The sequence below is a fragment of the Bradyrhizobium sp. th-b2 genome (assembly GCF_000426785.1).
GTDB classification, from domain to species: Bacteria; Pseudomonadota; Alphaproteobacteria; order Rhizobiales; family Xanthobacteraceae; genus Bradyrhizobium; species Bradyrhizobium septentrionale.
Map to the genome: position 1 here is coordinate 22030 of NZ_AUGA01000044.1, position 24085 is coordinate 46114.

Genomic DNA, 24085 nt, shown 5'->3' on the forward strand with positions numbered 1-24085 from the left:
AGAGACGTCGGATGACGACGATGGAGAGAGTCGTGCCCTACCGCACCACCGCCGCGGTCTGCCCGAACAGCAGCTTGCGTTCTTCCTCGGTGCGGATCGCGGGCTGGCCGAAATTCGGGTTGACCTCCTTCGCCTTGGCATAGGCGCGCTCGGTCGCGGGGCGTTTGCCGATCGTCTCCAGCCAACGCTTCAGATGCGGGAAGTCCTCGATCTCCTGGCCCTGGTTCTTGTAGGGCACCACCCAGGGATAGCTCGCCATGTCGGCGATCGAATAGTCGCCGGCGATGAACTCGCGGTCGGCGAGCCGCTTGTTGAGCACGCCGTAGAGCCGGTTGGTCTCGTTAACATAGCGGTCGATCGCGTAGGGCAGCTTCTCGACCGCATAGTTGCGGAAGTGATGGTTCTGGCCGGCCATCGGCCCGAGCCCGCCCATCTGCCAGAACGTCCACTGGATCGCGTCATAGCGGCCGTAGAGATCCGCAGGCAGAAATTTTCCGGTCTTCTCGGCGAGATAGAGCAGGATCGCGCCGGACTCGAACAGGGAGATCGGCTGGCCGCCGCCTTTCGGCGCGTGATCAAGGATCGCGGGAATGCGGTTGTTTGGCGCGACTTGCAGGAAGTCCGGCTTGAACTGATCGCCCTTGCCGATGTTGACCGGGAAGATCCTGTACTCCAATCCGGTCTCTTCGAGGAACATCGTGATCTTGTGACCGTTCGGCGTGGACCAGTAATGGAGGTCGATCATGGGGCGATCCTGCGTTTCCGGAGATTGCTGATATCGTGCATCCGGCGAGAAAGATGCGATTGCATGGATTTGCGCGCAAAGCCGTACCCAAGTCAATGGCGCGCGCATTGCACCGCGCGCGAATGTGATCTGCAGGCAGCGCAAGTGCCCGATTGAGCCCCGCCCCGATTGCTCCTAGGCTCCGCCTCGGTTCGCGCTGATGAATTTTCAAAACATGGGGCATTGCAATGACACGGGATTTGGCACGACGTGATTTCCTGAAAGGCTCGGCGGCGATCGCCGGCGCTGCGGCCGCGGGCGCATTCTCCTGCGTCGAGATCGCGAGCGCCGCGCCGATCCAGGTGCCGACCGTCGACAAGCTGTCGATCCGCGTCCTCGTCGATTCCAGCTTTGACTTGTTCCTGCGGCCCAAGCAGGCGCACGGCGTCTCGATCGCGCCGGCGGCACGCGGCCCCGACTTCCGCAAATCGCTGCACAATGAATGGGGCCTGTCGCTGTGGCTGGAATCGGAGGCCGCGGGCAGCCGGCGCACGCTGATGCTGGATTATGGCTACACGCCCGAGGTGCTGCTCAACAACATGGAGCTGGTCGGCGTCGATCCCGCCAACCTCGACGCACTGATCGTGAGCCATGGGCATTACGACCATTTCGGCGGCCTCAACGGCTTCCTCGACAAATTCCGCGACAGACTGCCGGCCGATGTGAAGCTCTATGCCGGCGGCGAGGACAATTTCTGCCACCGCGTCAACGCGACGCCGACCAAGGGCCAGTTCGCCGATTTCGGCACGCTGGACCGGCGCCAGCTCGCCGCACAGCGCGTCACCACGGTGCTGTGCGAGACCCCGACCGTGATCGCCGGCCACGCCTTCACGACCGGCAAGATCACCCGCCGCAGCATCGAGCGCGTGCTGCCGCAGACCTGGGTCGAGTTCAGCATGAAGGACGGGCTCGGCTGCAACGCCAGCCACTATCTGCCGGCCGAGATGGAAGGCAAGATCGTGCCCGACGAGCACATCCACGAGCATGCGACCTGCTTCAACGTGAAGGATTTTGGCCTGGTCGTGATCTCGTCCTGCGGCCATGTCGGCATCGTCAATTCGGTGAAGCAGGCGCAGGAGGTCTCCGGTATCCAGAAGGTCCACGCGATCGTCGGCGGCTTCCATCTCGGACCGGCACCGAAGGACTACCTCACCGAGGTGGTCGCCGAGATCAAGAAGCTCGACCCCGACGTATTGATCCCGATGCATTGCTCCGGGCTCAACTTCGTGCAGGAGGCGACCGCGCAGATGGGCGACAAGGTGCTGGTCACCACGACCGGCAGCCGCCTCTCCTTCGGCATATGAGCCGAAACATCCTGCGCGTCATCGCGTGCGCCGGCGCCGGCCTGTGGCTGACGCTGGCGGCCGCGGCGGCCGGCGATGCACTGGGGCAATCGGCGCGCTCGGCCGCCGAGATCATGGACATCCTGATGTGGAATCGGGAGCCGGTCGGCGGCCCGTTCGCGCTGACTGATCAGGCCGGGCATGCGCGCACCGACAAGGAGTTTCGCGGCAAATTGATGCTGGTCTATTTCGGCTTCACCTATTGCCCCGACGTCTGCCCGACCGATTTGCAGGCGATCGCGCAGATGCTCGACAAGCTCGGCCCTGACGGCGAACAGGTGCAGCCGATCTTCATCACGGTCGATCCCGAGCGCGACACCGCCGCGCATCTGGCAGAATATGTGCCGCTGTTCCATCCGCGGCTGATCGGCCTCACCGGCAGCGCCGACGCAATCCGCCAGGTGGCCGATGCCTACAAGGTCTATTTCGCCAAGGTGCCGCTAAAGGACGGCGACTACACCGTCGATCACACCGCCTACATCTATCTGATGGACCGCGACGGCAACTACCTCGGCTTCTTCCCGCCGGGCACATCGGCCGACCGCATGGTCGAGATCATCCGGCAACGGCTCGCCGAGCCGGTGCGCTAGTGCCGCAGCGGGATCGCCCTCCCTCTCCCGCAAGCGGGAGAGGTGAAAGCGAGTTCGCGGACAGGCCGCGCATTCTTAATGCATCCGTCCATGCGCGCGCAAAAACGTCTCGCCGCTTTCCGTCACCATCACCCGCATGCCCTCGACCGAGGGACGGCGCGCGACATAGCCGCGGTCGACGGCATCCTCCCAGATCGTCAGCCGCGGGCATGAGGTGCGCCAGACCTCGAGCACCTCGGCATAGCGCCGCGGCTCGCGCGCGACCCACTCGACGAGGTCGAGCACCAGGGCATCGGTGGTCTCGGTCATCGGAGGTCTCCCGTTGCTATTGCGCGACGGCGCTATTGCCCGCGAACATCAGCCAGCCGCCGTAAAGGATGTAGTAGCTCGCCACCGTCGTGATCAGGCGGTTGGCCCAGGTGCGAAACTGCTGGTCGCTCATCGCCTCCAGGATCCGCCGCGCCAGCGAGGTGCCGAGCATCGATGCCGCGACCGCAACCAGCGCCAGCACGGGATCGAGCGAGGCGGCCTGGTCGATGATGCCGCCGAAATAGATCAGCTTGGTGAAGTGGCTCGCGACCTGGCAGGTCGCTTTCGTCGCCACCGTCTCGCGGCGGCCGAAATTGCCGCCGAGGAAGAAGGTGTCCATCAGCGGACCGGAGACGCCGGTCATCAGCATCAATCCCATGCAGACCGAGCCGTAGAATGTCCCCTGCCAGAGGCTGTCCGGATTCGGCTTGATGCCCTTCGGCACCAGCCGCGCCATGAACGGCGTGACGCCAAGCAAAAGCAGCGCGACCGGCTTGTCCGGCACGTAGCGGGTGATCGACCACAGCCCAAGCGCCAGCGCGCAGCCGATCAGGTAGACCACGACCGGCCGCCAGCGGATGTGCCGCCGCCACAGGAAGGCGCGCCAGCCGTTCGAGGCCATCTGGGTGACCGCGTGCAGCACCATCGCCGACGGCAGCGGCAGGATCGCCAGCAGCACGCCGATCAGGATCAGCCCGCCGGCCATGCCGAACAGTCCCGACAGGAACGCCGTCGCGACCATGAGGGCACCGAGTGCTGCGATCAGGAGGGGGCTCATGCTCTATCTCCGCCAATATTTCTGCCGCGCTTGGCCTGCGCCCGCAAACTGAGTTATCTTGCCCTTGCATCAGTTTTCCTGAGGGTTCATGCGGCGGCTGCTCTTTCTCAACGGCATCAGGGCGTTCGAAGCCGCGGCGCGGACCGGCAGCTTCGCGGCCGCGGGCCACGAGCTCAACGTCTCGGCGGCTGCGATCAGCCGGATGGTGCATCTGCTGGAGGAGCGGCTCGGCGTCGCGCTGTTCGAGCGCAAGGCCAACCGCCTCGTCACCACACCGGCCGGCCGCGCCTATCAGGGTGGGCTGACGCCGATCTTCGACGCGCTGGCGAGCCTAACCGCGCAGGTCACGGCATCGGCGAGCGCGCGCGTGCTGACCGTCGGCGTCGGCCCGACATTCGCGATGAAGTGGATGATCCCGCACCTCGCCGAATTCCGCAAAGAAGAGCCCGACATCGAGGTGCGCATCACCACCGGCGGCATGGCGGCGCCGTTCGGCGACGACTGGAGCTGCGGCATCCAGCTCGGCGACGGCCAATGGCCGGGCCTCGTCGCCGAGCCGCTGTTCGCCGCCGACCTGATGCCGGTGTGCACGGCGCGGCTCGCCAACAGCTTGAAGCGCCCGGCCGACCTCAAGGGGCCGAGCCTGATCCGCGTCGCGCATTCGCCCGACGACTGGCCGTCCTGGCTGAAGGCCGCCGGCGTGCCGCGGGTCAACGCACGCGGACCGGAATTCCAGTTCTACGGCCAGGCGCTGCAGGCCGCGGTCGACGGGCTCGGCATCGCGATGGGGATCCGGCCCTATATCGATGATGATCTCGCCGCCGGCCGGCTGGTGGCGCCGTTCGCGCTCAGCGTGCCGAAGGGGATGCGCTGGTATCTGGTCTATCGCGGCTTCCACGCCGAGCAGCGCGATTTCGCCGCGTTCCGGCGCTGGATCATCCGCGCCGCGGCGGAGCCCGCCGCCCGCCGCAAGGGGACGCGCAGTGCCTGACGAGACGATCGATACGCTGGTGATCGGCGGCGGCCAGGCCGGGCTGACCATGAGCCACCGGCTGAAGCAGCGCGGGATTGCGCATCTGGTGCTCGAGCGGCAGCGCATCGCCGAGCGCTGGCGCAGCGAACGCTGGGACGGATTGATGTTTCAGTTTCCGAACTGGTCGGTGCGGCTGCCGGAGTTCGCGTTTCCGCACCGCGATCCCGACGGCTTCTCGCCGACGAGCGCGATCGTCAGCTTCATCGAGGACTACGCCGCCTTCGTCGCGCCGCCGATCCGCTGCGGCGTCGCGGTGACGCGGCTGCGCAGTGGCGATAGCGGCGGCTTCATCGCCGAGACCGCGGACAGGCGCATCACAGCCCGCAACGTCGTCGTCGCCACCGGCCCCTACCAGCGGCCGCTGCGGCCGGACATCCTGCGCGACGCCGATATCTTCCAGGTTCACGCCAGCGGTTACAAAAATCCCGCGCAATTGCCTGACGGCGCGGTGCTGGTGATCGGCGCCGGCGCCTCCGGCGCGCAGATCGCCGAAGAGCTCGCGCGCGCCGGCCGCCGCGTCCTGCTCTCGGTCGGGCAGCACAGCCGGCTGCCACGCCGCTATCGCGGCCGCGACCTGATCTGGTGGCTCGCCGAGATGGGCATCGACCAGCGGCCGGTCGAGGAACGCGGCCCGTCGCGCCTGCTGCCGGTGATCTCGGGCGCCCATGGCGGCCACACCGTCGACTTCCGCCGCTTCGCGGCCGAGGGCATCACCCTGCTCGGCCGCGTCAGCGCCTATGGCGGCGGCGTCATCACGATCGCGCCCGACCTTGCCGAGAACATCGGCAATGGTGATGCGTATTACGCGACGTTCCTCGCCATGGTCGACGACTTCATCGCCGCGCGCGGGCTCGATTGCCCGCCTGATCCCGCCGCCCGCGCCCGCCTGCCCGACCCGGCCTGCCTCACCGCGCCGCTGCGCGAGCTCGACCTGCGCACCGAGGGCGTCGACGCCGTGATCTGGGCCACCGGCTACGGCCTCGATCTGAACTGGATCGATATACCGGTGCTGGATGCCAACGGAACACCGCGACACCGCCACGGCGTCTCCGACGTGCCCGGCCTCTATTTCCTCGGCCTGCAATGGCTGTCGCGAATGAAGTCCTCGTTCCTGTCCGGCGTCGGCGACGACGCCGCCGATCTCGCCGATCACATCGCTGCTCGCGGCTAGAGCATTTTCGAGCGAAGCGGATATCGATTCGCGCGAAGAAAACGTCAAAACGAAAGCTGGAATCCGGGTTCCATCGCTCCGCACAAATAAACCCGGCGGCATGTGATCTGCTTCACATTTGCCCCCGCGCGCCCGTGTTTTCCTTGAGCTGGGCATCCCGAGGTCGCGCAATGATTTACAGCGGTTTTGAGATCAAGTCTTTTGAGGTGGGGAAGGGGCAATGGCACGCCAGGATTCAACGGGTCGATCAAAGGCCGGTCGTCATCGATGGCATTCTGTTTCCGATGCTCGACATCGGTTTTGCGTGGTCCGATCCGGATGCGGCGATCGCCGACGCGAAGAAAGCTATCGACCGGTTCCCACAGCGGTCTGGCATGACAGTGCCGGTGGCCGAGGTATCGGGGTGACCGGCAACGTCGTGATCGCCATCGTCCCGCAATGCGAGCCCGATCCGGTCTGGCCGGCGCAGGTCAGAACCAGCTGCCCGGAATGCGCCGCTCCGCTGTCGCTGCTGCGCGTCATTCCCGGCCGCGCCGCCGACTATTGGACCATGCGCTGCGACGGCTGCGGCGGCATCCATCTCGACATCGTCGACCGGCCGCGGGCCTGAGGCCCACCAACTCTCACCACGCACACTGTGCACCTCTCCCGCTTGCGGGGGAGGTCAAATCGCATCGAAAGATGCGATCCGGGTGGGGGCTCTCTCCACGACGCGACTCGTGGAGAGACCCCCCACCCCAGCCCTCCCCCGCAAGCGGGAGAGGGGGCCGAGTTCCGATGCGGCGGCATCACGGACCGAAGCTCTGCTGACACCCTGCTGTCAGCAGCCTCGCCAACACGCCAATCCGCGCGCCCTTTGCCCTTTTCTCGCTGCCGGACTCGTCCCATATTCCCGGCATGGCGAAGACACCGAACACTCCGAAAAAGCCCGGCAAATCCCCCAAATCCAAGGCGCACCGGCCCGACGTCCAACCGATCGGGCCAGCGCTGGCTGAGCTGCTCAATCCCGCGATCAATCGCGGCGATGCCGGCATGGGTTCGGGCACCGGCCTGCAGCCGCCGCCGGACAATTCCTGGGACCGCCGCGCCGGCGGCGAGGCCGCCGCGCATCGCGCGCGGGCCTCGACGCGCGAGACCGGCGAGGACGTCGCCAGGCGTGATACCGCCGGCCTCGGCGAGGCGCCGCAGGCCAATTACGGCACCTCGGCCACCATCCCGACTCTCGATCCGGAACTGGCGCGGCAGCTCGGGCTGCCGACCGCCGAGGACGATGACGAAGCGCTGGCGCGGCCGCCGCGCAGCAAGATGGAGGCGCTCGGCGTCAAGGCGACCGCCGACGCGCTGGAGAATTTGATTCGCGACGGCCGTCCGGAATTCCGCAAGGACGACGGCTCGACGCGGGTATGGACCCCGCACCGGCCGCCGCGCCCGGAGAAATCCGAAGGCGGCGTGCGCTTCGAGATCAAGTCGTCCTACGAGCCGAGGGGCGACCAGCCCACCGCGATCGCGGAGCTAGTCGAAGGCATTGAGCGTAACGACCGCACCCAGGTGCTGCTCGGCGTCACCGGCTCCGGCAAGACCTACACCATGGCCAAGGTGATCGAGGCGACGCAGCGCCCCGCCATCATCCTCGCGCCGAACAAGACGCTGGCCGCCCAGCTCTATGGCGAGTTCAAGAGCTTCTTCCCCGACAACGCGGTCGAGTATTTCGTCAGCTACTACGACTACTACCAGCCGGAAGCCTACGTCCCGCGCACCGACACCTACATCGAAAAGGATTCCTCGATCAACGAGCAGATCGATCGCATGCGCCACTCGGCGACGCGCGCGCTGCTTGAGCGCGACGACGTCATCATCGTCGCCTCGGTGTCCTGCATCTACGGTATCGGCTCGGTCGAGACCTATACCGCGATGACCTTCGCGCTGAAGAAGGGCGAGCGCATCGACCAGCGGCAATTGATCGCCGATCTCGTGGCGCTGCAATACAAGCGCACCCAGGCCGAGTTCACCCGCGGCACCTTCCGCGTCCGCGGCGACGTCATCGACATCTTCCCGGCGCACTATGAGGACCGCGCCTGGCGCGTGAACCTGTTCGGCGACACCGTGGAGAATATCGAGGAGTTCGATCCGCTCACCGGCCACAAGCAGGACGAGCTCGAATTCATCAAGATCTACGCCAATTCGCACTATGTGACGCCGCGCCCAACGCTGGTGCAGGCGATCAAGTCGATCAAGTCAGAGTTGAAGATGCGGCTCGACCAGCTCAACGACCAGGGCCGCCTGCTGGAAGCGCAGCGGCTCGAGCAGCGCACCACGTTCGATCTCGAGATGATGGAAGCGACCGGAAGCTGCGCCGGCATCGAGAACTATTCGCGCTACCTCACCGGGCGGCTTCCCGGCGAGCCGCCGCCGACGCTGTTCGAATACGTGCCCGACAACGCGCTGGTGTTCGCCGACGAGAGCCACGTCACTGTGCCGCAGATCGGCGGCATGTTCCGCGGCGACTTCCGCCGCAAGGCGACCTTGGCCGAATACGGCTTCCGCCTGCCCTCCTGCATGGACAACCGCCCGCTCCGCTTCGAGGAATGGGACATGATGCGGCCGCAGTCGGTTGCGGTGTCGGCGACGCCGAGCGGCTGGGAGCTCAACGAGTCAGGCGGCGTGTTCGTCGAGCAGGTGATCCGCCCGACCGGCCTGATTGATCCTCCCGTCAATATTCGCCCTGCGCGCACCCAGGTCGACGACCTCGTCGGCGAGGTCCGCGCCACCGCGCAGGCCGGCTATCGCTCGCTGATCACGGTGCTGACAAAACGCATGGCGGAGGACCTCACCGAATATCTGCATGAGCAGGGCATCCGCGTCCGCTACATGCACTCTGACATCGACACCATCGAGCGCATCGAGATCATCCGGGATCTTCGACTCGGGGCGTTCGACGCGCTGGTCGGCATCAATTTGCTGCGCGAGGGCCTCGACATTCCCGAATGCGCGCTGGTCGCGATCCTCGACGCCGACAAGGAAGGTTTTTTGCGCAGCGAGACCTCGCTGATCCAGACCATCGGCCGCGCCGCGCGCAATGTCGACGGCAAGGTGATCCTCTATGCCGACCAGATGACCGGCTCGATGGAGCGCGCCATCGCCGAGACCAACCGCCGCCGCGAGAAACAGGTCGAGTACAACACGGAACACGGCATCACGCCGGAGAGCGTGAAGAAGTCGATCGGCGACATCCTCAACTCCGTCTACGAGCGCGACCACGTGCTGGTCGAGATCGGCGACGGCGGCATGGCCGACGACGTGATCTCGATCGGGCACAATTTCGAGGCTGTGCTGAGCGATCTCGAAACCAGGATGCGCGAGGCCGCCGCCGATTTGAACTTCGAGGAAGCCGCCCGCCTGCGCGACGAGGTCAAGCGGCTGCGCGCCACCGAGATGGCCGTGGTCGACGACCCCACCGCCAAGCAGCGCAACGTGCAGAAGCAGGCCGGCGCCTATGCCGGCACCCGGAAATACGGCGACGCCGCTAATTTGCCGGTGGCCGCGCTGAAGAACAAGACCGCGCAGACCTCGATCAAGGCAAGCCGCGGCGGCAAGTCCGGCTCACGCGTGCACAAGCCCGACCTCGACGAGATGCACGGCCCGGAATCGCTGCCCTTCCGCCCCAGCGGCGCGCTGCCGGCAAAGCCGTTCGGCACCACGAGCCGCATCATCCAGCCGACCGACTCGCGGCAGTCAGGGCCGGAGTTCGGGCCCTCGCCGCGGAGCAGCGGCGGGGCGCCGGGGAAGCGGGGTGGGTGGAAGAAGCGGTAGGTCATGACGCACACCGAACTTCTCACTTACTTGCGGAAGCATAGGCTCGCGGTCGTCAGCACGATCCGTGACGGCGCACCACAAGCGGCGGTCGTCGGGATCGCGGTCAGCGATGACCTCGAGATCATCTTCGACACGCTGACCACCTCGCGCAAATACCAGAGCCTCCGCACCGATCCTCGTGCCGCGCTGGTGATCGGCTGGGACGCCGAGCAGACCGCGCAGGTCGAGGGCATCGCGGACTTTCCGAGTGGCGCGGAGCTCGCCGCATGCAAGCAGGTCTATTTCGCGGCGTGGCCGGACGGGCCGGAGCGCGAGACCTGGCCGGACATCGGATATGTGCGCATACGGCCGCGCTGGGTGAGGTTCAGTGATTTCGGCGCGAAGCCGCCGCGGATCGAGGAGATGACGCTGCCGTCGACAGCGTCATCTTCGATTACTCCCTAAAAGTAATAGTTGCGGTTGGCGCCGTCATGCGCTCCGGACGTCATGCAGCAGGCCTTGAAACCTGCGTCCGGAGCCGCACGGGCACAGATCATTGCGGCCGAGCTTCTCGCTCAGCTCGACGTCGCCATGGACGACGCGACGCCCGCGTTTGACGTGGGTTTCCGAGGGGAAGGACTTCCGCCGCTTACGCGTGATGCTGAAAGCTGGGGAGGTTTTCGAGATCGCGATCCTTGCGCATGATGCCCTCCATTGGTCTGCGAACACGGCCAATTGCCGCGGCGCTCAGCTAGCATGGCGAAGGCCAATTTGGAAGCGGCGTCAGCCGATCAACTTCCGGCGCATCGCGCGCCGATCGCCCAATTACTGGACGTCGAATGCCGGCGTCAAAGAACATCGGCGCGCAGGCGTGCGCGAACCACTTCGGGAATTTTGCGATGTTCGGCTTTTCAGAATTTGACTTGACACCTGACCCAACTCAGATGTTCAATGCTCCCGTCTCACCCGATCGAGGGGCGCTTCGCGATCGTCACGAACGCGGTGTGGGATGCGGTGGACGCCGAGCGTGCGAGAGACGAGTGCACACAAGGCGGACGGTGAAGTCGTGTGGTCCTGACGCCCTAGCGGCCGGTGTCCTCTCGTAAAGCGCGCAGCGCTTTGTGAAAGCGGTGACAAACAAGCCCAGTCTCGCCGGGGAGAGCACGAAGTAAGCCGTAACCCATCGCGCAGGGAAAGCCGGGTTGTTTCCGGTTACACCTGTGGTCCTACCCCCGAGCTTTCTACCCATTGCTCGGGGCCCATGGGTGCGATCGGCACCCGGCTTTCCCTGCGCCCTCTGTTCGAGGAGAGGGTGAGACGAAACGCAAAGCTCGGACAGATCATGTCGCGAGAATACGAAGCTACGTCCCCACTACAGTTGTCATCGCCCGGCTCGACCGGGCGATCCAGTACGCCGCGGCCCCTCGATTCAATCGCTGACGTCTCTGGAATACTGGATCACCCGCATGCGCGGGTGATGACACCGTACAGGCTGTTTGACACGTGAATCGGATTGTCATCGTCGTCCTGGCGAAAGCCAGGACCCATTACCCCAAATCTCAATTGTTGCGCGGCGCTGCGGCCGCGCTCCCGTTCATTACCGAATGCGGTGGTTATGGGTCCTGGCTTTCGCCAGGACGACACCGGGGGTGTGGTGCGGACCGGGCCCTACCCCGACCGCCTGTTGCTGGTGTTCTGGGTCAGATTGCCGTGTGCGGCCTGCTCGCGGATGTTTTGCTTTTCGTCGTCGCGATGGCCCTTGGTGGTGTCGAGGGGAACGCCGGGGGCGCTGCCGGGGCCCTTGTGGCTCTGGTTGTCGGCGGGAACGGGCTGGATGTTTCCAGTCTTTGGTTTCGTCATCATCGTCTCCGTTGCGCAACGAGACAACACCGCCGGTGCGGGCGGCGTTCCCGAAACGCGCCTTCACGTTTCGGAAACGCGGCGTCACGACTGATCGGGCTCTACAGCTTCTCCTGCTGCGAGGGCTGGGCCTGCCGCTGCTGTTGCTGGCGTGCCTGCTCCTTGGCGTGATGGCGGCCGTAGAGGCACCCCGCGGCGGCACCGAGTACGCCGTGATGGCCGGCATAATGGCCGGCGACGCCACCGACGACCGCGCCCTTGATGCAGCCCTTGGCGTCGGCGGGCGACGTGGCGGCAAGCGCAGTGACAGCAATGACGGACGCGAGAACGATCGATTTCATGATGTGGCTCCAATGCAATGCTGCCGCATCAACGGCGAAGCGGCCTCGCCGGTTCCCGCCCCGTCTCTACAGAAAAACCGCTGCGGATTCCTCCGGATCATGCTCTAAATGCCACCGCATTGCGGACATCGCGTTTCAGAAACATGCGTAAATCGAAGATTGCCCTCCTCGCGCCGGCACTTTGTGCGGCAATCCTCCTCATCGCGAGCCCCGCCCGCGCACAGGACAAAGACCGCGCGCTGCTTTCGACATTCTGCGCGGCCGCCAACATCAAGGGATCGGCCTGCACGCGGGCAACATCCTATCCGCACGGCGAAGGCCGAGCCTGCGACGTCAAGCTGACCGAGGAGCGCTATGCCGGACGCTTCCTCGCTGACAATGCGCTGCTTGTCGTCAACTATGAAAGCGAGTGCGAGCCGCACGCGACCGATTTCGGCGGCGTCGCCTTGTTCGAGCAGAGCGGCAAGACGGCCCGCTTCATCCGCTTCCTGCCCGGCGCGCAGGGCCATGACTGCATCGTGACGCCTAAGGACGAGCGGCAGGATGCACTGATCTGCGCGGTCGGTCACATGGGCCAGGGCATCCTCGAAAGCGCAGTGGCGCGGTTGGCGTTTTCCCAAAAGTCCGGCAAGCGCATCGAGATTGCGCCCGACTTTTTGATGAGGGCCGAGGATGCGGTCAGCGCCTATGGCTCCAACGTCGTGATGCGCAACGAAGGGCTGAAATATTTCGGCCTCTCCAACCTCGCCGCCGGCCCGCGCCAGAACACCGTGGCAGTCGACGTCGACTATGCCGACGACGAGACCATCCGCACCGCCTGCGGCGAAGGCTTTCCGAAGCCGAAGGAACTGTACCACGACCTGCTGCCCGGCGAGGCGTTCGTGCCGGAAGGCTATGAGAAGAAGAAGCGGCTCATCATCGACCTCGTGACCGGCAGGGCCGCGCCGTCGGATTAAAGCCACGCCGTCGGATGAGATGCCGCGCCATAACGGCCGCCCGCAGCGGCTCGGCGCACCGTCTGCCCGATGAGGCACAATGCACGCGCAAGTTGCCGAACCTAATCGCGTTTCGCGCGTCAAACATGTGGTTGATTGTGGAACGCTTCGGTTCACAATGTGAGCCGAGGGCGAGTCGGATGATGGAACCGGCGGAGTCGATCATGGGCGGGGATTTGAACCGGCAGCGCATCCTGAACTTCCTCGACGTCTATTATGCCGGCGGCATCGAGGGCGCGCTCGACCACTGCAGCGACGACGTCGCCTTTCTCGCCAATGCGCCGATCGACATCCTGCCGCATATGGGCCAGCACCGCGGCAAGCCCGCGCTGCGCCAGATGTGGACCACGATCCACGAGCGCTATTCCGAGATGCGCTACGAGGCGCCGATCGTAGTGGCCCAGGGCGACCGGGTGGCGGCGCAGCTGCGCGTGTTCTTCCGCAAGCGCCACAACCGGCGCGTCGTGCAGTTCGACGTCGCGGTGTTCTACACGCTGCGTGACGGCAAGATCATCGAGATCCGCGAGATCATCGACACCTATGACCTGATCCAGCAGGTGCTGGAGCGCGATCTCGCCGCGGCGCTGCTCGGCCAGAACGCGGAGTAGTCCCGAAAGCCAGAGAAGATCCCGGCGCCGTCAGGCACGCAATTTTGCACGCCGGCGTTGAACCTCGAAGGCCCGGCAAAGACCTATCACTGGGCTTGTTGCGGTCGGGGCTGAAATCACGATGAAAATCGCATTGCTCGCTGTGCTTGGTCTTGCACTGGGCGCCCTTGGCGGCGCCGCTCTCGGCATCGGCGCCGGGCTCAGCTGGATCGGACTGGCCAGAACCTCGGGCATCGACAGCGGAACGCTAGTGTTCTTCACCTTCATGCCGCTCGGCGCCGCGATCGGCGGTGTCGGCGGCGCGCTGCTGTTCGCGGTGGTCGCGATCCGCGACGCCGAGATCGTGATCGAGCGGCAGCCAGTGCGGCAGCGCGACCGCTGAATTGCGGAAGCGAATGTCACTCGTTACGTAAGGTGAGCACGCACGCCAGGCTCCCTCCCCCCTTGCGGGGGAGGGTTGGGGCGAGGGGTGAGTCCCCGGCGAGACGGTCGACGTCAGCGTCGATGTTGCAATTCCAGCATCGCATCGTTGAGACGCACTTTGAGAGAGATTGCCGAGTGGCCACCCCTCTCCCTAACCCTCCCCCGCAAGGGGGGAGGGAACCCTGCCGCCGGCGCGTCCCTCACTGGCCCGCCTGATGCGCCAGCGGGCGGCGGTCACATTCCGGTAGAATTCCGCGCAATTGTGCATTGCAAAAATGTCATTTGCGTTTTCGCCCTTCCGGACTATTTCAGGCAGCAACAGCGATGTGCAGCAACCTGGCGGGCGTCGGCGCTGACCCCCTGCCATTCGTTTGCTTTGAAAATCCAGTTTCCAGGACGAGATCAAAATGACAGAGCACAGCCTCTGGCGTTTTTCGCGCGCGTTGCATCGCGCGATCAACGAACGCCAGCTTGCAGACGTCGAGCCGCTGCTCGATGACGAGGTCGAATGGGCCATCTACGGGCCGATCGACCTGTTTTCTTTCTTCGGCTCGCGCCGCGGCAAGGCCGCGGTCCTCGAGGTGATCAAGCAGATCGGTGAGAACCTCAGGGTTCACCGCTTCGACCGGGAGTCCATCATGCTGGGAGCGGATACGGCGGCCTCGATGCTGCGCTATTCGCTGACGGCCCTGGACTCCAACAAGCCGATCTCGCTCCGGATCGCGCATTTTGCGCAGTTCAAGGCCGGCAAGCTCACGAGCTTCCGCGTGCTGGTCGACAGTTTCGACCTGGTCGAGCAGACCGTCGGCTATCCGATCCATTTGCCCCGGATCGCGGTCTAACCCGCCCCCGGGCTCACGCCTTCGTCATGTCCGGGCCAAAAGCACGAAGCGCGCCTTCGCGTTCGGCTCTCCGGGCGGGATGCGGCCGGTTTTGCCAGCCCCGAACCGGCCGCACGGGGACGCCCTGTGGGCGCGCTCGCGCTCGTCCCGGACATGACGATCACATTGACGGTCACATTGGCGTCACTTGCGATCACGCCGCTCTCACTCGCCTCCAGCGGCCCGTTGCCACAATTTCGCACCACGAAAACCGCATACTGCGGCTCTGGAATTGCGGGCTGGGAATGACCTCTACATCACGATTTGGCTGGGCAAGGCTGCCGGTAGCGGCGGCCGGCTTCAGCATGGCGATGGCGCTTTCCGCCGCCGCGCAGAGCCCACCCCTGCAGATCACTCCCCCGGCCCAGGATAACGTTCAAGATAGCGCTGCGGCCGACGCCGGGGCTGCGGCCGACGAGGCGCCGCCGGCGGCCGATGCCAATGACGCCGATATCCTGAAGGACATCGACGAGAGCAAGCTCGACTGGAGCCAGCTCGACACCGACTCCACCAGCTTGCCCACCCTGGCGCCGAAGAACGCGGCCAAGCGCGGCAGCGTCGCCGCCAACGATCCGGCCTGGTCCACCAACCGCAACGGCAACGGCTCGTCGGCGGTGTCAGTCAAGCAGTCGGTCTCGCCGTTCCTCGACACCCGCATCGGCGCCGACATGACAGTCGCCAAACAGGGCACCATGACGACATCGGAGCAATTGTCGGAACGGCTCGCCAATGGCGGCAGCCTGCCGCAGTCCGGCGGCTCGGCCTGGGCGTCGATCTCGGCGGGCGGCGTGGCTTCGATCTGGGACAAGACCTCGGTCGAGGCACGGGTCGATCCGGGCGCCGACCAGAGCAAGATCGGCACCTCCTTGAGCAAGTCGGTGCCGCTCTCGGAGCAGTATTCGCTGACGCTGCAAAACGGCTACAACGTCATCCAGCAGGGCGTGGTCCCGGTGCCCGGCATCGCCAGCCACCCGTCGCGCAGCTACGACACCGATCAGTCGGCAACCCTCTCCGTGAACGACTCCGGCACCAGCATCACCGCAGGCCAGACGCAGTCGACCTCCGACGACAAATGGCTGCGCCGGATCGGCGCCGAGCAGAAGCTGTTCGACGGCGTCACCGTCTCCGGCTCGGTCGGCGAGACCTCCCAGGGCACGACCAGCAAGAGCATCAGTGCCGGCTACAAGCGAACGTGGTGAACGATCTGTTAGCCCTGTCGCGCTAATGATCAAGCATTGCCCCAACTTGGCCCAGATGCGGTCAAATTCGGCGGCACTGATAGGTCCGTAACTTCATCAATTCGTCGTGCGGGGGACAAGCCGCGCTTCGCTATTGCGAACCAGGGGAAAGCCGATGAACGCCACCAACCGTACCGAGGAAGCCGAAACGGAGACTTCCGAGGTCGACACCAACCTCGCTGCGGTCTCGGAAGTCGAAGCCGGCATCCGCGACTTCGTCCGCAACGACATCGCCTATCTGCGCCGCCCGGTGGCGAGCCCGGAGACCGCGCCGACCGATCCGAACACCGATGCGACCGTCAACAACGTCAACTCGCTGATCCAGCGCGTCGCCGGCACCTCGCTCGCCGAGATCGAGAAGCTGATCGGCGAACTCGAAAGCCTGCGCGATTTGCTGCACGCCGAAGGCCAGCGCGTCCAGCGCGAGATCTCCGGCTATGCCCAGCTCAGCCAGGCCGCGATGAAGTCGACGCGCATGATCGCCGACAACGTCTCGCAGTGGAAGCGCGCCGCCGACGGCCTGCGCAACAGCTGATCCGGACCAGTCGTCAAGGAGCCCCGTTCCGATTGGATCGGAACGGGGCTGTTGATTGTGTTTTGACGCGTTTTCTTCACGCGAACCGCTACTCACTTCGCTCGAAAACGCTCTGAAAGCCGCCGCTCCGAACCGGAGGCGGCGGCTTCGTATTGCATGCCCTGATACAACGCAGAACGATTCGTTATTCAGCGCGGTGTAAATTCCGCGACGTCAATTCTTGCAGAACTTGATTTGAACTTTAGATGCCGAGCCCGCGTCCAATCCGGAGCAGACGTCCGGACCGCGCCTGGTGGGGCGCCCCTTTGGAGACAAATTCATGCAGAGCGTCCGGCCGGATAACGCCGATCCGATACCGCTGCGCCAGCCGCGGCAAGGCATTGGCACGATCATGATCCGGTTTATCGGACTGTTGGCGGCCGCGACCGTCGTGATGGTGCTGATCTGGAATCGCTAAATGCGCTTCGCGTGACTGGAATGCGTTCGACGAGAAGCTGAGCTTGATCCGGGGAAGTGTGACGCAGCCTACCGATAGATCACATTGAAAAAATAAACTCGGCCGGCGCTCCCTGAGCGCCCAGGGCTATGGACGCTGAATCAGCGATCGATGCTCGCGGTGGTTTCGAAGGAATAATTGCCGTCGGCGAAGCCCTTCACGACCATTCCGGTCGCCAGCATCACCACAACCGTGACCGTCGCGAAGATAATGCCGACGAGTTTCAGCGCGCTGCGATCTGCCATTGTCATCCCCAAAGTCTTCGTCAGGAGTTCGTGCCCTCAAACCATAAGGCAGGGACAAAGGTTCAGAATGCGTTAGCAAAAAATGAGTTCCACGCAATGCACAACTGCGTCGGCCAGCAGAAGTAATCTGCTAACCATGGCGTCCGTGCAACATCAGAGGCGTGCGGGCAACATCAGGAACCGGGATTGCGCCGCGGCACGAAGGCGGTCGCCAGGAACGAGAACACCACCTCATTGCGCTGATTGACGCCGGTGTTGCGCGCCTGGAGGATCCCCCATTCGGGCCGCTTCTCCGAGGTGCGCTTGGTCTCGATCTGGTTGGTGAAGCTTATGGTGTCGCCTGCCAGCACCGGGCGGATCCAGCGCAGTTCGCGGAAGCCCGGCGACGGCCCCCAGACCGCGACCGTTTCGCCGCGCGCCGCAGCTTCGGCGGCGAGTTGCTTGCCGTCGGCGACCAGCAGCTTCATGCAGACGCTGGCGACATGCCAGCCCGACGCAGCAAGCCCGCCGAACAGCGAATTGCGCCCCGCCTCCTCGTCGAGATGGAAGCGCTGCGGATCGAACTGCGCGGCAAAGCGCTTGATGTCCTCAGGCGTGAAGGTGAAGGAGCCGAACTCGCGGCGCGCGCCGATTTCGATGTCTTCAAAAAAGCGCATGACCTCTCCTATGCGCTCGCAGCGTCACGGCGGCTGATGATGATCGGCGACTCCATCTCGCACAGCATCTCGCCGCGCGCGTTGCGGATCGTGCCCTTGAAGGTGACGATGCCGGTCTCGGGCCGGCTCTTCGAGACGCGCGCCTCGACCACGTCGACGTCCAGCGTCAAATCGTCGCCCGGACGCAGCGGCGCCACCCAGCGCATCTCGTTGACCCCGGGCGAGCCGAGCGAGGCGGTGCGGCCGATGAAGCCGTCGAACAGCATCCGCATCATCAGCGAGCCGAGATGCCAGCCTGAGCCCGACAGGCCGCGGAGCATGGATTTCTTCGCCGCCTCCTCGTCGAGATGCATCGGCTGCGGGTCGAATTCGGCGGCGAAGCTAAGGATTTCCTCGCGCGACACATGGCGGGGGCCGAACGTGCCGAAATGGCCGGGCTTGAAGTCTTCGAAGGTCAGTGTGGTCATGGGGTAAGGATAAGCCGGAAGGAAGCCCGATTGTGGCCGTTATTTGCGGCAATCACAACCGGCCCACTCGCATAGCTCGCCCCTGGACTGCCGGCGCCCGGTCCGGGGCTCGCCTTTGGCGGGACAGACTGGGCTTCTGCGGTATCGATCCCGATGGTGCGGCCGGCGCTGTGGCGCCGTCCCGAACCATTGGCCCGGCCAAAGGCCTCGTCCTGACGGGCGCCTCCCCGCAGGCGGCCTGGATGAAGTGCTAACGCCGGGGATGACGCAGTAGGATGCGATGCGAATCATATTTCGGCGGCCGGGAGAACCACGATGTTCGATTTCCAGGATCTGTTTCAGTGGGACCGCTTCATCACGCCCACGATCATCAAGACGTTCTACTGGCTCGTGATCGCGGTCATCGTGCTGTTCGGGATCTCCGGCATCCTGTGGAGCCTCACCGCGATGGCGATCAGCCCGTTCGTCGGCTTCATCCAACTGCTCGCGTCGATCGCCAGCATGTTCGTCGGCATCGTGTTCTCGCGCATCGCCGCCGAGTTCATCCTGATCGTATTCCGGATCAACGAGCATCTCGGCGCGATCCGCGACCGGGACGGAGCGATGCACTGAGGCGCAACGCCTCCGGCCCGACGCGGCCTGCCGGGCGAGCCGTGGTTAATCCGAAGTAGCACAAGCGCGCAAATGCCCGCGAATTTCCGACCGGGATTTTAAAGCCGCTCGCGTATCAGCCTCTGCATTGCGCTTAAGACCAACGCGGGGGCGTCGTGAATTCGAGGAATGGTTTTGCCGTGAGGCCGGCTGCCGAGCCGGGCTTTACGACCGAGGATATTTTATGGGCTGTCGGCATCTGGTCGGTGATCCTGACCCTGGCGCCGGTGATCGTGTTCTATCTGCTGATGGTGGCGTAGCGCCCTGTCATTCCGGTGCATGCGAAGCATGAACCTCAGATGCGCCATTGCGCATCGGGGAATCTCGAGATTCCGGGTTCGATGCTCACGCATCGCCCCGGAATGGCATCTCACTGTTCAAGCATGATCGCGCAAAAAACGCGCGAGAGCCGCGCGTTCTTCCAGTTCGAACGGAAACGGCGTTGTTACGCCGCCTGCTTGTGCATCGCGCCGGAGGCCGACGCCGTGCCGCGGATCGCCTTGATCGAGCGTTCGATCGCGGCCCACAGCCGAGTGACCTCGGCGGCGGCGCGGCCTTCCGCATAATATTCGCGGGCGCCTTCACCCTGGCCGAGCGCCATCAGAAGGTCGGCGCGGTTGGTGATCTGGCCGCTCCACACCGGAGCGCGGAATTTCGCCAGCGCCTCGCGCGCGATCGCGACGATCCGGCTTTCGGCGTTGTCACGCTGCGCGGGCGCGCCGTTGATCACGACGGCGTAGGGCTTGCGCATCGAGCGGCAGGTCTGGATCGTTTCCTGCACCGCGTTGACGTCGAACACGCCGGGCCGCGCCGGAATGATCACCATCGTGGCGTTCTTGATGGAGTCGTCGACCACGGCCGAGAGGTTCGGCGGCGTGTCGATGAAAACCCACTCGATGCCGTCACGCTTGGCTTGAGCGATGATCCCGGCGACCGAGTTCACCGCGGTCTTGATCGCGGGTTCGTTGGTGCCGCGCAATTTGTGCCAGAGAGTCAGCGAGCCCTGCGGATCGGCGTCGATCAGCAGACATGGCTTCGTTGCCTTGTGCACTTGCGCGGCGAGGTGAGCAGCCAGGGTACTTTTTCCCGAGCCCCCCTTACGCGAAGCGAAAACAATCACGTTCATACCTTGGCCTCCAGATTGACCCCAGGAGGCGAAAATGAATCAGCGCGCTGATTCGCGAAAGAAGAAACTTCTTGCAATCCGCAAAGTGGCCAAGATTACCGGTGCATTCTGCTTTTTGAGTCACACTTCATCTATGACACAACTGCAAATGGAAGCGCTAAGCGCTTGATTTGACTCATCGCTAGCGCTTTTCGGCAGCTTTAGCCCGCTCGCGTTCGGTCCATTTGCGCTCGATCCAGCCGAGCAATTGTGCGGTGGGTTTCTGCAGGAACGGCACATCCTGTGCGAACAAAAGGAGTCCGAGCGGCAGCATCCAGAGTCCGAGCACCGGCAGGAAGCTGAAGATGCCGCCGATGATCAACAGGAACGCCAACGGAATCCGCACGTAGCGCGACGACGGCTTGCGCAGCCACGCGACGAAGCGCGCGGGGCCACGCGGAAGCTTGGCCTCGAACCAGGCGAAGTGCCGATCGATCTCTTGCTTGTAGTATTCGCTCACGCGTCCCACTCCACCCGTTTCGCCCATCGCGGAAACGGAGTCTGCAATGAACACAGCCCCACAGATGATGCTGCGTGACAGCGTCACAAGGCGTCAGTCTGTCGCGCATCGCGGCCTTGAAATCGCTGCGACGACATCTACTGCGCAGGATGGGTACCGGATCAGTTGGCCGGCTTCTTCGCCTTGCGCGATTTCGTGGCCTTGTGCTTGGCGGCAGCAGGCCGTCGCTCTACGCGCTCGCGCGCGTCACGCGGCTCGGGACCGGCGCGGAAGAATGCGCGGCAGGCCGGCGAAAGCTGCGCCTTGTTCCTGATCATGCAGGCGGTGATGCGATCGACGTCGGGAATCTCCGGCCCGCAAAGCCGAAACGCGTCAGGCGTACAGGTCTGCTGCTGGTCGGCCGTGTAAGCCTCGCCCCGGTCCGGCAGCAGCAGCGCTGCAAGCCCGAGCATCAACGCAAACGAAAAACTCCCTGCACCGGCGGTCCCCATGCGCGTCCCCCCAAAGGTGTCATAAAGGCGTCGTTTAAGGCGTCGTTTCACCGATAGTGGGTGAACGCACAGTGAATCGCAAGCGGGCGAGATGACACGGCGGGAACAGTTGCTGCACCGCACGAGGATGTCTCACCTCCACCATCGGCAGTTTCGTCGTCGCCGAGCGCAATCGTCATTCGAAAGTTGGTGCGACCCATGGTCGCTCATCGGGACCAAAACTACCCTGGATATTGCGCGTCCCGTTGCAAACAGTGTTCAAGCATGTTCGAAATCATCCCGCTGGTGAATTTGAAGGCTGGCGGGTCTCACTGCACGGCAAGAAATTGCGACCCCATTTTTGATCGCATCGACCGTGCCTAGCTGGAGGAACGAGTCATGGGTAACGTTTGGCGGCCCCCGGTGCTCATCGCGAGCGTGCAGCCCAACCCTCCAGCCAACGGCGTCGACAACGGCACCAATGGCCTGGGTTCAACCGCGCTGGCCGCCATCGGCAACGACCAGATGGCGATGGTCTACCTGCAAGGTGGCTATGCCAACTTCCCGGACCTCATGTACCAATCCGTCGTGCTGCGGCGGGTCGATCCGCTCGGCAATACCAGCGGGACCCCGATCACGATCGCCAGCAGTGCTGTCAGCCCGACCCAGATCGGCTCGGTCGTTTCCTCGCCCGACGTGACCACGCTGTCCAATGGATCGGTCGCCGTTTCCTACACGTTCGGATCCTACAACGCGGGCACGCTGCGGACCGATGTGTTCGCGAGGATTGTCGCGCCCGACGGTACCGTAGGAGCGGAAATCAAGCTCAATACCACCGCGGGCAACGAAACCAACGCAACGATCACGGCCGTGGCAGGCGGCGGATTGCTTGCCGTCTGGCAAGACGCTGTTTCCCCTGGACCGGGCGGTGTCGGCGGCGACGGCGCCGGCTCGGGCATCAGCGCGCAGCTGTTCGATGCCGCCGGAAACAAGATCGGCACCCAATTCACCGTCAACACGACGACCGCGGGGAGTCAGACCAACCCTTCGGCGACGACGCTCACCAACGGCAACATCCTGGTCAGCTGGATCAGCGGCGCCAATGTCGAGGCGCAGATCTACACCTCGGCAGGCGTCCCCGTCGGGACGGAGATCACGCTGTCGACTGCGCCCGGGCCCAGCGCTTCGGTCGGCTACGACAAGGTTGTCGCGCTCTCCGGCGGCGGCTTCGCGCTGGTTCGCGACTACACCAATTCGATCATCATCGCCCTCAATCCCGTGATCGACGTCCAGATTTTTGACGCGACGGGAACGGCAGTCGCACCGGCCCTCCAGATCGACGGCGTCGGCACCGGCTATTTCATCACCTCGATCGACGCAGCCGCGGCGACCGACGGCGGCGTGACCGTGACCTATAGCGACAACGATGCGTTCGTCGGCCTGACGTCGGTCAGCCGCTACCACATTGCGAGCAACGGATCGCTTGCAGATGCCAGCACGGTGACGACCACGTCGACCAACACGTCCGCGATCGGCGCTGCCGCGATTGGCATGTATGGCGACGGACGCGAACAGATCATATGGGACCAGCGCCAGCCCGGCTTTGCCGATACCTTGCAGGAATCGATCTACGACGATCGCAACGCGACGACGTTTTTCGCGACCGCCGCGCAACCGACCGCGGTCGGCAGCATTTCGAATGACTCGGTCTACGGCCATGCCGGCGCGGACACGCTGTATGGTTACACCGGCAATGATATTCTTGTTGGCCAGGGCGGTGACGACATCGGCTATGGCGGCGACGGCAACGATTATTTCTATGCCGGTGCCGGAAACGACATCTTGTTCGGCGATGCCGGCCTCGATGTGCTGCTCGGCGAAGACGGCAACGACGTTCTCTACGGCGGCACCGGCTTCAACTACCTGTTTGGCGGCAACGGCAACGATATTCTGGTCGGTTCGGGGGGCGCCGGGCCCTCCGACGTCAACGTGATGTACGGCGACAATGGCGCCGATCTGCTCTACGGCGGGGCCGGCACCAACTACTTCTACGGCGGCGCCGGCGTCGACACGATGTATGGCGGCTCCGGTCTCAACATCTTCATCTCGTCGGGCGAGACCGACGGCAATTTGATCTATGGCGGCTCAGGCCAGAACTATGTCTATGGCTCGAACGGCGGCGACACCGTCACGGGCGGCACGGGTGTCGACGTTTTCCTGATGGGCTCGGGCGCGGACAGCATCACCGGCGGCGGCGGCGTCGACTACGCCTGGGGCGGCCTCGGCAGCGATACCTTCACCATCAACGACTCGACCTCCGAAGTGATGGTGATCCAGGACTTCAATGCCGGCGGCGTCAACGACCTCATCAAGTTCGCCGGCACATCGCTGCATTCCTTTGCGGACGTCCAGGCGGCCTCGTTCTACGTGGCCGGCACCAACACCACCATCATCACCGATGCCGCGGGCAATGCGGTCTGGCTCACCGGTATCGCGCCGGGACAGCTGGACGCGAGCATGTTCCAGTTCAGCTGAGCGCTTCGGCCAGGACGAGGCATCTACGAGGCATCTGCACCAGCCCGGCTTGCTCTGCGCCGGCCTGTGCAAATGTTGCTGTTCGTTGCTGAGGATCGCGGATGGCCTCACATCACGCCTCCAACGATGCGCCTGGCGTCCGGGTGATCCAGGACCGGGATTCGCCCGCGACGTGGCGCAATTCCGTCGTGCATTCAATGGCTGCACCGTGGTCTAGATGAACGGCGCCACGGTCAGCATCGTCCCGGCCTCGAACTTC

31 protein-coding genes are annotated in these 24085 nt (G+C 64.5%); 19 read left to right on the forward strand and 12 right to left on the reverse strand.

The window, feature by feature from the left end; all coding sequences use genetic code 11:
* Positions 1-37 precede the first annotated feature (37 nt).
* A complete protein-coding gene (locus K359_RS0135190; protein ID WP_029083477.1) occupies positions 38-745 on the reverse strand; it encodes a glutathione binding-like protein in 708 nt (235 codons plus the stop codon).
* A gap of 227 nt (positions 746-972) precedes the next feature.
* Here K359_RS0135190 and K359_RS0135195 point away from each other — a divergent pair, with 227 nt between their 5' ends.
* Together K359_RS0135195 and K359_RS0135200 are read left to right on the forward strand one after the other, a co-directional pair.
* Positions 973-2088: an MBL fold metallo-hydrolase gene (locus K359_RS0135195; protein WP_029083478.1), complete on the forward strand. Its 1116-nt coding sequence runs from the start codon at positions 973-975 to the stop codon at positions 2086-2088.
* Entirely contained in the window at positions 2085-2717 is a 633-nt protein-coding gene (locus tag K359_RS0135200; RefSeq protein WP_029083479.1) for an SCO family protein, read from the forward strand. Before K359_RS0135195 ends, K359_RS0135200 begins: the two co-directional genes overlap by 4 nt.
* Positions 2718-2792: 75 nt before the next feature.
* Here K359_RS0135200 and K359_RS0135205 read toward each other — a convergent pair whose 3' ends face one another.
* The gene (locus K359_RS0135205; RefSeq protein WP_029083480.1) at positions 2793-3026 is read right to left on the reverse strand and encodes a hypothetical protein; all 234 of its coding nucleotides are present in this window, start codon (positions 3024-3026) and stop codon (positions 2793-2795) included.
* Between the two features lie 16 nt (positions 3027-3042).
* Entirely contained in the window at positions 3043-3804 is a 762-nt protein-coding gene (locus tag K359_RS0135210) for a sulfite exporter TauE/SafE family protein (protein ID WP_029083481.1), read from the reverse strand.
* A gap of 88 nt (positions 3805-3892) precedes the next feature.
* Here K359_RS0135210 and K359_RS0135215 point away from each other — a divergent pair, with 88 nt between their 5' ends.
* The 6 genes from K359_RS0135215 (at position 3893) to K359_RS0135240 (ending at position 10265) form a co-directional block, all read left to right on the forward strand.
* Positions 3893-4795, forward strand: coding sequence for a LysR substrate-binding domain-containing protein (locus tag K359_RS0135215; protein ID WP_029083482.1), 903 nt, complete (start codon positions 3893-3895; stop codon positions 4793-4795).
* Positions 4788-6008: an NAD(P)-binding domain-containing protein gene (locus K359_RS0135220; protein ID WP_029083483.1), complete on the forward strand. Its 1221-nt coding sequence runs from the start codon at positions 4788-4790 to the stop codon at positions 6006-6008. The genes K359_RS0135215 and K359_RS0135220 overlap by 8 nt, the downstream gene beginning before the upstream one ends.
* Positions 6009-6178: 170 nt before the next feature.
* A complete protein-coding gene (locus K359_RS0135225) occupies positions 6179-6415 on the forward strand; it encodes a hypothetical protein (protein ID WP_035977688.1) in 237 nt (78 codons plus the stop codon).
* Positions 6412-6618 (forward strand): hypothetical protein, encoded by a 207-nt coding sequence (locus K359_RS0135230; protein ID WP_371261221.1) that lies wholly within the window; start codon positions 6412-6414, stop codon positions 6616-6618. The genes K359_RS0135225 and K359_RS0135230 overlap by 4 nt, the downstream gene beginning before the upstream one ends.
* Positions 6619-6905: 287 nt before the next feature.
* Positions 6906-9818, forward strand: a complete 2913-nt coding sequence (gene uvrB / locus K359_RS53950) for an excinuclease ABC subunit UvrB (RefSeq protein ID WP_084518612.1) — start codon at positions 6906-6908, stop codon at positions 9816-9818.
* Between the two features lie 3 nt (positions 9819-9821).
* On the forward strand, positions 9822-10265 hold the full coding sequence (locus tag K359_RS0135240) for a pyridoxamine 5'-phosphate oxidase family protein (protein ID WP_029083486.1): 444 nt from the start codon (positions 9822-9824) through the stop codon (positions 10263-10265).
* A gap of 24 nt (positions 10266-10289) precedes the next feature.
* Here K359_RS0135240 and K359_RS65895 read toward each other — a convergent pair whose 3' ends face one another.
* The 3 genes from K359_RS65895 to K359_RS0135255 form a co-directional block, all read right to left on the reverse strand.
* Positions 10290-10529: an SEC-C metal-binding domain-containing protein gene (locus tag K359_RS65895; protein WP_246709471.1), complete on the reverse strand. Its 240-nt coding sequence runs from the start codon at positions 10527-10529 to the stop codon at positions 10290-10292.
* A gap of 939 nt (positions 10530-11468) precedes the next feature.
* Positions 11469-11660: a hypothetical protein gene (locus tag K359_RS0135250; protein ID WP_245284812.1), complete on the reverse strand. Its 192-nt coding sequence runs from the start codon at positions 11658-11660 to the stop codon at positions 11469-11471.
* A 101-nt stretch (positions 11661-11761) separates the two neighbouring features.
* Positions 11762-12001 (reverse strand): hypothetical protein, encoded by a 240-nt coding sequence (locus tag K359_RS0135255; protein ID WP_029083488.1) that lies wholly within the window; start codon positions 11999-12001, stop codon positions 11762-11764.
* A gap of 143 nt (positions 12002-12144) precedes the next feature.
* On the opposite strand from K359_RS0135255, the gene K359_RS0135260 reads away from it, so the two are divergent.
* From K359_RS0135260 to K359_RS63550, 7 genes are all read left to right on the forward strand, one after another.
* Positions 12145-12957 carry a hypothetical protein gene (locus tag K359_RS0135260; RefSeq protein WP_029083489.1) on the forward strand — a complete coding sequence of 271 codons (813 nt, stop codon included), beginning with the start codon at positions 12145-12147 and terminating at the stop codon, positions 12955-12957.
* Positions 12958-13160: 203 nt separating this feature from the next.
* Positions 13161-13604 (forward strand): nuclear transport factor 2 family protein, encoded by a 444-nt coding sequence (locus K359_RS0135265; RefSeq protein WP_029083490.1) that lies wholly within the window; start codon positions 13161-13163, stop codon positions 13602-13604.
* A gap of 121 nt (positions 13605-13725) precedes the next feature.
* On the forward strand, positions 13726-13986 hold the full coding sequence (locus tag K359_RS0135270) for a hypothetical protein (RefSeq protein WP_029083491.1): 261 nt from the start codon (positions 13726-13728) through the stop codon (positions 13984-13986).
* Between the two features lie 448 nt (positions 13987-14434).
* On the forward strand, positions 14435-14869 hold the full coding sequence (locus tag K359_RS0135275) for a nuclear transport factor 2 family protein (RefSeq protein WP_029083492.1): 435 nt from the start codon (positions 14435-14437) through the stop codon (positions 14867-14869).
* 284 nt (positions 14870-15153) lie between these two features.
* Positions 15154-16107, forward strand: a complete 954-nt coding sequence (locus K359_RS0135280; protein WP_029083493.1) for a hypothetical protein — start codon at positions 15154-15156, stop codon at positions 16105-16107.
* Between the two features lie 154 nt (positions 16108-16261).
* Positions 16262-16681: a hypothetical protein gene (locus K359_RS0135285; protein WP_029083494.1), complete on the forward strand. Its 420-nt coding sequence runs from the start codon at positions 16262-16264 to the stop codon at positions 16679-16681.
* Between the two features lie 319 nt (positions 16682-17000).
* On the forward strand, positions 17001-17138 hold the full coding sequence (locus K359_RS63550) for a hypothetical protein (protein WP_165127736.1): 138 nt from the start codon (positions 17001-17003) through the stop codon (positions 17136-17138).
* 140 nt (positions 17139-17278) lie between these two features.
* Here K359_RS63550 and K359_RS63555 read toward each other — a convergent pair whose 3' ends face one another.
* The 3 genes from K359_RS63555 to K359_RS0135305 form a co-directional block, all read right to left on the reverse strand.
* Positions 17279-17422 carry a hypothetical protein gene (locus K359_RS63555; RefSeq protein ID WP_016841369.1) on the reverse strand — a complete coding sequence of 48 codons (144 nt, stop codon included), beginning with the start codon at positions 17420-17422 and terminating at the stop codon, positions 17279-17281.
* Between the two features lie 173 nt (positions 17423-17595).
* Positions 17596-18078, reverse strand: coding sequence for a MaoC family dehydratase (locus K359_RS0135300; protein WP_029083495.1), 483 nt, complete (start codon positions 18076-18078; stop codon positions 17596-17598).
* An 8-nt stretch (positions 18079-18086) separates the two neighbouring features.
* Positions 18087-18545, reverse strand: coding sequence for a MaoC family dehydratase (locus tag K359_RS0135305; RefSeq protein ID WP_029083496.1), 459 nt, complete (start codon positions 18543-18545; stop codon positions 18087-18089).
* Positions 18546-18860: 315 nt separating this feature from the next.
* Between K359_RS0135305 and K359_RS0135310 the strand changes: the two genes are divergently transcribed.
* The gene (locus tag K359_RS0135310) at positions 18861-19157 is read left to right on the forward strand and encodes a DUF4282 domain-containing protein (RefSeq protein ID WP_029083497.1); all 297 of its coding nucleotides are present in this window, start codon (positions 18861-18863) and stop codon (positions 19155-19157) included.
* A gap of 155 nt (positions 19158-19312) precedes the next feature.
* Complete coding sequence (locus tag K359_RS63560; RefSeq protein WP_165127734.1) at positions 19313-19456, forward strand: hypothetical protein; 144 nt, start codon at positions 19313-19315, stop codon at positions 19454-19456.
* Between the two features lie 185 nt (positions 19457-19641).
* Here the strand turns inward: K359_RS63560 and K359_RS0135320 are convergent, their stop codons facing one another.
* Positions 19642-20322, reverse strand: a complete 681-nt coding sequence (locus tag K359_RS0135320) for a ParA family protein (RefSeq protein WP_029083498.1) — start codon at positions 20320-20322, stop codon at positions 19642-19644.
* Between the two features lie 34 nt (positions 20323-20356).
* Between K359_RS0135320 and K359_RS65900 the strand changes: the two genes are divergently transcribed.
* The gene (locus K359_RS65900) at positions 20357-20491 is read left to right on the forward strand and encodes a hypothetical protein (RefSeq protein ID WP_256375189.1); all 135 of its coding nucleotides are present in this window, start codon (positions 20357-20359) and stop codon (positions 20489-20491) included.
* A gap of 12 nt (positions 20492-20503) precedes the next feature.
* Here K359_RS65900 and K359_RS0135325 read toward each other — a convergent pair whose 3' ends face one another.
* Together K359_RS0135325 and K359_RS0135330 are read right to left on the reverse strand one after the other, a co-directional pair.
* On the reverse strand, positions 20504-20848 hold the full coding sequence (locus K359_RS0135325; protein ID WP_051346584.1) for a hypothetical protein: 345 nt from the start codon (positions 20846-20848) through the stop codon (positions 20504-20506).
* A gap of 134 nt (positions 20849-20982) precedes the next feature.
* The gene (locus K359_RS0135330) at positions 20983-21312 is read right to left on the reverse strand and encodes a hypothetical protein (RefSeq protein ID WP_051346585.1); all 330 of its coding nucleotides are present in this window, start codon (positions 21310-21312) and stop codon (positions 20983-20985) included.
* Positions 21313-21690: 378 nt separating this feature from the next.
* On the opposite strand from K359_RS0135330, the gene K359_RS57565 reads away from it, so the two are divergent.
* Complete coding sequence (locus K359_RS57565) at positions 21691-23826, forward strand: calcium-binding protein (RefSeq protein ID WP_084518613.1); 2136 nt, start codon at positions 21691-21693, stop codon at positions 23824-23826.
* Positions 23827-24085: the final 259 nt, after the last annotated feature.

Excerpts from the sequence above, each read along its gene's own strand:
- K359_RS0135190 (WP_029083477.1), bottom strand. The coding sequence starts at position 745 with ATGATCGACCTCCATTACTGGTCCACGCCGAACGGTCACAAGATCACG.
- K359_RS0135195 (WP_029083478.1), top strand. The coding sequence starts at position 973 with ATGACACGGGATTTGGCACGACGTGATTTCCTGAAAGGCTCGGCGGCG.
- K359_RS0135200 (WP_029083479.1), top strand. The coding sequence starts at position 2,085 with ATGAGCCGAAACATCCTGCGCGTCATCGCGTGCGCCGGCGCCGGCCTG.
- K359_RS0135205 (WP_029083480.1), bottom strand. The coding sequence starts at position 3,026 with ATGACCGAGACCACCGATGCCCTGGTGCTCGACCTCGTCGAGTGGGTC.
- K359_RS0135210 (WP_029083481.1), bottom strand. The coding sequence starts at position 3,804 with ATGAGCCCCCTCCTGATCGCAGCACTCGGTGCCCTCATGGTCGCGACG.
- K359_RS0135215 (WP_029083482.1), top strand. The coding sequence starts at position 3,893 with ATGCGGCGGCTGCTCTTTCTCAACGGCATCAGGGCGTTCGAAGCCGCG.
- K359_RS0135225 (WP_035977688.1), top strand. The coding sequence starts at position 6,179 with ATGATTTACAGCGGTTTTGAGATCAAGTCTTTTGAGGTGGGGAAGGGG.
- uvrB (WP_084518612.1), top strand. The coding sequence starts at position 6,906 with ATGGCGAAGACACCGAACACTCCGAAAAAGCCCGGCAAATCCCCCAAA.
- K359_RS0135240 (WP_029083486.1), top strand. The coding sequence starts at position 9,822 with ATGACGCACACCGAACTTCTCACTTACTTGCGGAAGCATAGGCTCGCG.
- K359_RS0135250 (WP_245284812.1), bottom strand. The coding sequence starts at position 11,660 with ATGACGAAACCAAAGACTGGAAACATCCAGCCCGTTCCCGCCGACAAC.
- K359_RS0135255 (WP_029083488.1), bottom strand. The coding sequence starts at position 12,001 with ATGAAATCGATCGTTCTCGCGTCCGTCATTGCTGTCACTGCGCTTGCC.
- K359_RS0135260 (WP_029083489.1), top strand. The coding sequence starts at position 12,145 with ATGCGTAAATCGAAGATTGCCCTCCTCGCGCCGGCACTTTGTGCGGCA.
- K359_RS0135265 (WP_029083490.1), top strand. The coding sequence starts at position 13,161 with ATGGGCGGGGATTTGAACCGGCAGCGCATCCTGAACTTCCTCGACGTC.
- K359_RS0135270 (WP_029083491.1), top strand. The coding sequence starts at position 13,726 with ATGAAAATCGCATTGCTCGCTGTGCTTGGTCTTGCACTGGGCGCCCTT.
- K359_RS0135275 (WP_029083492.1), top strand. The coding sequence starts at position 14,435 with ATGACAGAGCACAGCCTCTGGCGTTTTTCGCGCGCGTTGCATCGCGCG.
- K359_RS0135280 (WP_029083493.1), top strand. The coding sequence starts at position 15,154 with ATGACCTCTACATCACGATTTGGCTGGGCAAGGCTGCCGGTAGCGGCG.
- K359_RS0135285 (WP_029083494.1), top strand. The coding sequence starts at position 16,262 with ATGAACGCCACCAACCGTACCGAGGAAGCCGAAACGGAGACTTCCGAG.
- K359_RS63550 (WP_165127736.1), top strand. The coding sequence starts at position 17,001 with ATGCAGAGCGTCCGGCCGGATAACGCCGATCCGATACCGCTGCGCCAG.
- K359_RS63555 (WP_016841369.1), bottom strand. The coding sequence starts at position 17,422 with ATGGCAGATCGCAGCGCGCTGAAACTCGTCGGCATTATCTTCGCGACG.
- K359_RS0135300 (WP_029083495.1), bottom strand. The coding sequence starts at position 18,078 with ATGCGCTTTTTTGAAGACATCGAAATCGGCGCGCGCCGCGAGTTCGGC.
- K359_RS0135305 (WP_029083496.1), bottom strand. The coding sequence starts at position 18,545 with ATGACCACACTGACCTTCGAAGACTTCAAGCCCGGCCATTTCGGCACG.
- K359_RS0135310 (WP_029083497.1), top strand. The coding sequence starts at position 18,861 with ATGTTCGATTTCCAGGATCTGTTTCAGTGGGACCGCTTCATCACGCCC.
- K359_RS0135320 (WP_029083498.1), bottom strand. The coding sequence starts at position 20,322 with ATGAACGTGATTGTTTTCGCTTCGCGTAAGGGGGGCTCGGGAAAAAGT.
- K359_RS65900 (WP_256375189.1), top strand. The coding sequence starts at position 20,357 with ATGAATCAGCGCGCTGATTCGCGAAAGAAGAAACTTCTTGCAATCCGC.
- K359_RS0135325 (WP_051346584.1), bottom strand. The coding sequence starts at position 20,848 with ATGGGCGAAACGGGTGGAGTGGGACGCGTGAGCGAATACTACAAGCAA.
- K359_RS0135330 (WP_051346585.1), bottom strand. The coding sequence starts at position 21,312 with ATGGGGACCGCCGGTGCAGGGAGTTTTTCGTTTGCGTTGATGCTCGGG.
- K359_RS57565 (WP_084518613.1), top strand. The coding sequence starts at position 21,691 with ATGGGTAACGTTTGGCGGCCCCCGGTGCTCATCGCGAGCGTGCAGCCC.